At 67.4% G+C, this 3,217-nt stretch carries 2 protein-coding genes and 1 pseudogene; 1 reads left to right on the forward strand and 2 read right to left on the reverse strand.

The features are described from left to right. Both AB4Z09_RS28865 and AB4Z09_RS28870 read right to left on the reverse strand, forming a co-directional pair. Positions 1-627 (reverse strand): rod shape-determining protein (locus AB4Z09_RS28865; RefSeq protein ID WP_442241370.1); only part of this gene is annotated, 627 nt, incomplete at its 3' end. A gap of 40 nt (positions 628-667) precedes the next feature. Then, positions 668-1,004, reverse strand: a pseudogene (locus tag AB4Z09_RS28870) (hypothetical protein); the annotation flags it as partial. Positions 1,005-1,521: 517 nt separating this feature from the next. Here AB4Z09_RS28870 and AB4Z09_RS28875 point away from each other — a divergent pair. Next, positions 1,522-2,595, forward strand: a complete 1,074-nt coding sequence (locus AB4Z09_RS28875) for a hypothetical protein (RefSeq protein ID WP_442241371.1) — start codon at positions 1,522-1,524, stop codon at positions 2,593-2,595. The last annotated feature ends 622 nt before the right edge of the window (positions 2,596-3,217 follow it).

Consider the following 3,217-nt stretch of genomic DNA (forward strand, 5'->3'; position numbering starts at 1 on the left):
GCCCATCTTGGCGCGCTCCGCGGTCAGCTCGCCGACCATGATCTGGTGCTCCTCGCGCAGGTAGTGGTGCAGCGCCTCGGTCAGTTCCTCCCCGGCCAGTTGGCAACTGCGGTGCGAGATCACGCCGCCGAAACAGATGGCGGTGACCTCCGAGACACCGCCTCCGACGCTCACGACGAGATGGGCGCGAGCCTCGAGTGGATTGACCCCGCACCCGAGTGCACCCGCCACCGGTTCCGGGATCAGCCCGACCTTGCGCAGGCCGACCTCGTGCCCGACCTCGAGCAGTGCGCGGCGCTCGAGTGGGGTGGCCCCGGCGGGCGCCGAGAAGACGGCCGTCGGCCGTCGACCGTACCGTCGGTGTGGGGCGACCTGCTCGATGACGGCCGTGACGAATGCCCGGGCCGACTCCAGATCCACGATCACCCCGTCACGCATGGGGCGAACCTGTGTGATGCCCGCAGGTGTGCGGCCGACGAGGTTGCGCGCATCCTGGCCGATCGCGAGGGCCCGGTGCGGATCTTTGTTCCGAACCAGCATGAAAGACGGTTCGTTCAGGACGATTCCGCCGTCCAGGGTTCCGACGACAGTGTTCGTAGTTCCGAGATCGATGCCAAGTCCACGCACGTCGGCCTCCCGAAGGGAATCGAACGAGATGGGTTAGATGCTACGCATGCAGTCGACGTTCATGGCCGGTTTCGCGAGGCAGTGCTCGGTGCGGTGGGCGATTCGCGAGCATTTTTGCGAAGTGTGCCGGATCTTCCAACTCACCGACCTCCGCGAGAAGCGCGGTGCCGTAGAGCAATTCGTCGGTCTCGGCGAGGCTCGGGTCGTCGGTGCCCTCGGGGTGCGCAGCCCGTAGCCCCCACCAGCGGGTGCGTCGGGTTGAGTTCGAGGATCCGCTTGAAGTGCGGGACCTCCTGGCCCGAGGCTCGGTACATGCGCTCGAGCGCGGGCGTCATGGCGAACTCGTCACCGACGATGCACGCGGGGGATTCGGTGAGGAAATCGTGACCGAGCGTGACACCGACGAGACCCGGCAGCGTCACGGCGACGGCGCCCCGCGCCGTTCCCGGCCAGCGGCGGCCGTCCCTCTGTACCCGAACCAGCGCGGGCCACGCCCGGGGCCGGCGTCGGGATCGGTGGAGTTGATCCCCGGTGTTCTTCGATCGACACGAAGACTCAGGGTGCGAAGCGGACGTCAGCGGTTGGTCGGCGGGCCGACTCGGCTTGCCCGGCGCCGCGGCCGAATCAACCACGCCGCGCCGCGTCCGCACTCGTAATGCTAATTCCACCTTCCGTTGCCTGAGTGAGATGTTAGATTTCCTTCGCCTATATGCAAGGGGGGCGCCCACCCATTCAGTCGGGGTCTGGTGGAGTTCGCGCAGGGTAATGGCGGCGCCATGATTTCTATGTCTTCATGCGATTAGGCGGAATGTCAATAGATTGTTGCGCAGGCCAATCGAGGAAGGTCGTACAGCTATGCCAACCCACAGGGCTACAAACGTCCGCACTCTGAAGATGAAGACCCGCATCATGATTGCCGCGACGGCGGCCGCCGCGCTGGCGATCGGTTCGTCCGCAGTCGGGCAGGCTGCCCCTGCCGAACCTGGCGCCGGCGCTGGCAGGGACGCCGGAAACGCCGGACTGGGGAGTCTTGGGGCAGCGATGGATCTGCAAGGACTCGCTGACCTGGCGTTGAGCAGCCTCGGCCTCGGCAGTTCCGGCGCTGCGCCTGACGCACGTGGCGGCGGTGAGCATGGCGGCGGTGAGCATGAGGGTGGGGGCGGCGAGGGCAGTCTCGACAAGGGCAGCCTCGGGAAGGGCAGTCTCGGTAGTGAGCAKGGGGGCAGCGGGGGCGAGGGCAGTCTCGACAAGGGCAGTCTCGAGAGTTTCGGTAGTGAGCATGARGGCGGGGGCGGCGAGGGCAGTCTCGACAAGGGCAGCCTCGGTAGTGAGCATGGGGGCAGCGGGGGCGAGGGCAGTCTCGACAAGGGCAGCCTCGGTAGTGAGCATGGGGGCAGCGGGGGCGAGGGCAGCCTCGACAAGGGCAGCCTCGGTAGTGAGCATGGGGGCAGTCTCGGGAAGGGCAGCCTCGGCAGCATCGTGGATCTCGGAAGTTCGGACCTGGGCAGTTTGTTCTTGCCGTTGCTCGGTAGCTCCGGAGGCGCCGGCGGCAGCGCTCTGCTCGGCAGTGCCTTACTCGGTAGCGCCGGACTGGGCAGCTTGTTCGTCGGCTCCGGCGGCTCCGGCGGCTCCGGCGGCTCCGGCGGACCGGGTGGACCGGGTGGGCCGGGTGGGCCGGGTGGGCCGGGTGAAGAAGGGGGACCTGGCGGCCCGGGTGAGGAGGGTGGACCCGGCGGGCCGGGTGAGGAGGGTGGACCCGGCGGCCAGGGAGGCCCGGGCGGGGAAGCGCTTCCAGCTGCGCCGCACGGTGGAGGGCAAATCGGTGTTGTCCCCGTCGGTAGCGTCGAAGCGGGCGGCAAGGGGACGCCCGACGACGCCGCTGGCAACGCATTGCTCATCGGTGGCGTACTGCTCCTCGCAGCGGCGGCGGGTACGACGGCGGCCGAGAGGCATCGTCGTCGGTCGTAGGGGCACGACCCTCGCCGGAGGGACCAGACAGGCCGTCGCCGGTACCACCGAGACGACGGCCTGTCTGGTCTCGGCGTTTCACCGTCCCACCAGCAGCCGGCACCACCGCACGATCTGGGGGGCGTTATCCGCCCTCTCGGTCGTTTGATTTGAGTGCTGATTCGAATTCACTCCGAAACCGCGGTCCAGGATTGTCGTGACAGTGCAGCGAGAAATTGCCGGTATTTGCCGAACCTCGCGCGCATGCGGCCGGTGATATCGGATGAATTACATCACTTGGAATTATGATTCCTTTAATGATTGATTCGTCCGGTTGGTTGCGATCCCGTATTCGGGGAACCGGGTAGTGGGTGTGAAAAGCATGCCGGCGGGGCTTCGCATGTGGTTCGGTGTCCGGTGCTCTGCGACGCGGACGCCCACGGAACGGCACCCGCGGGAGTGGAACTCCCGCGGGCGCGCTGAGCCGTGATCCGGTCCCCCGAAATCGTTGTCACGGCGCTGGTTCGTGGCGGTGGATTCGGATCGGCGACGTCCGGTCCCGTGGTCAAGGCGCTCCTGGAGCGTTACCTCGCGGGGCGACCGGCACCGGCGCCGGGTCGGTGATAGCTGTTGTGGGTGATCC

This window comes from Rhodococcus sp. TAF43, assembly GCF_052113525.1.
In the GTDB taxonomy this organism is placed as follows: domain Bacteria; phylum Actinomycetota; class Actinomycetes; order Mycobacteriales; family Mycobacteriaceae; genus Prescottella.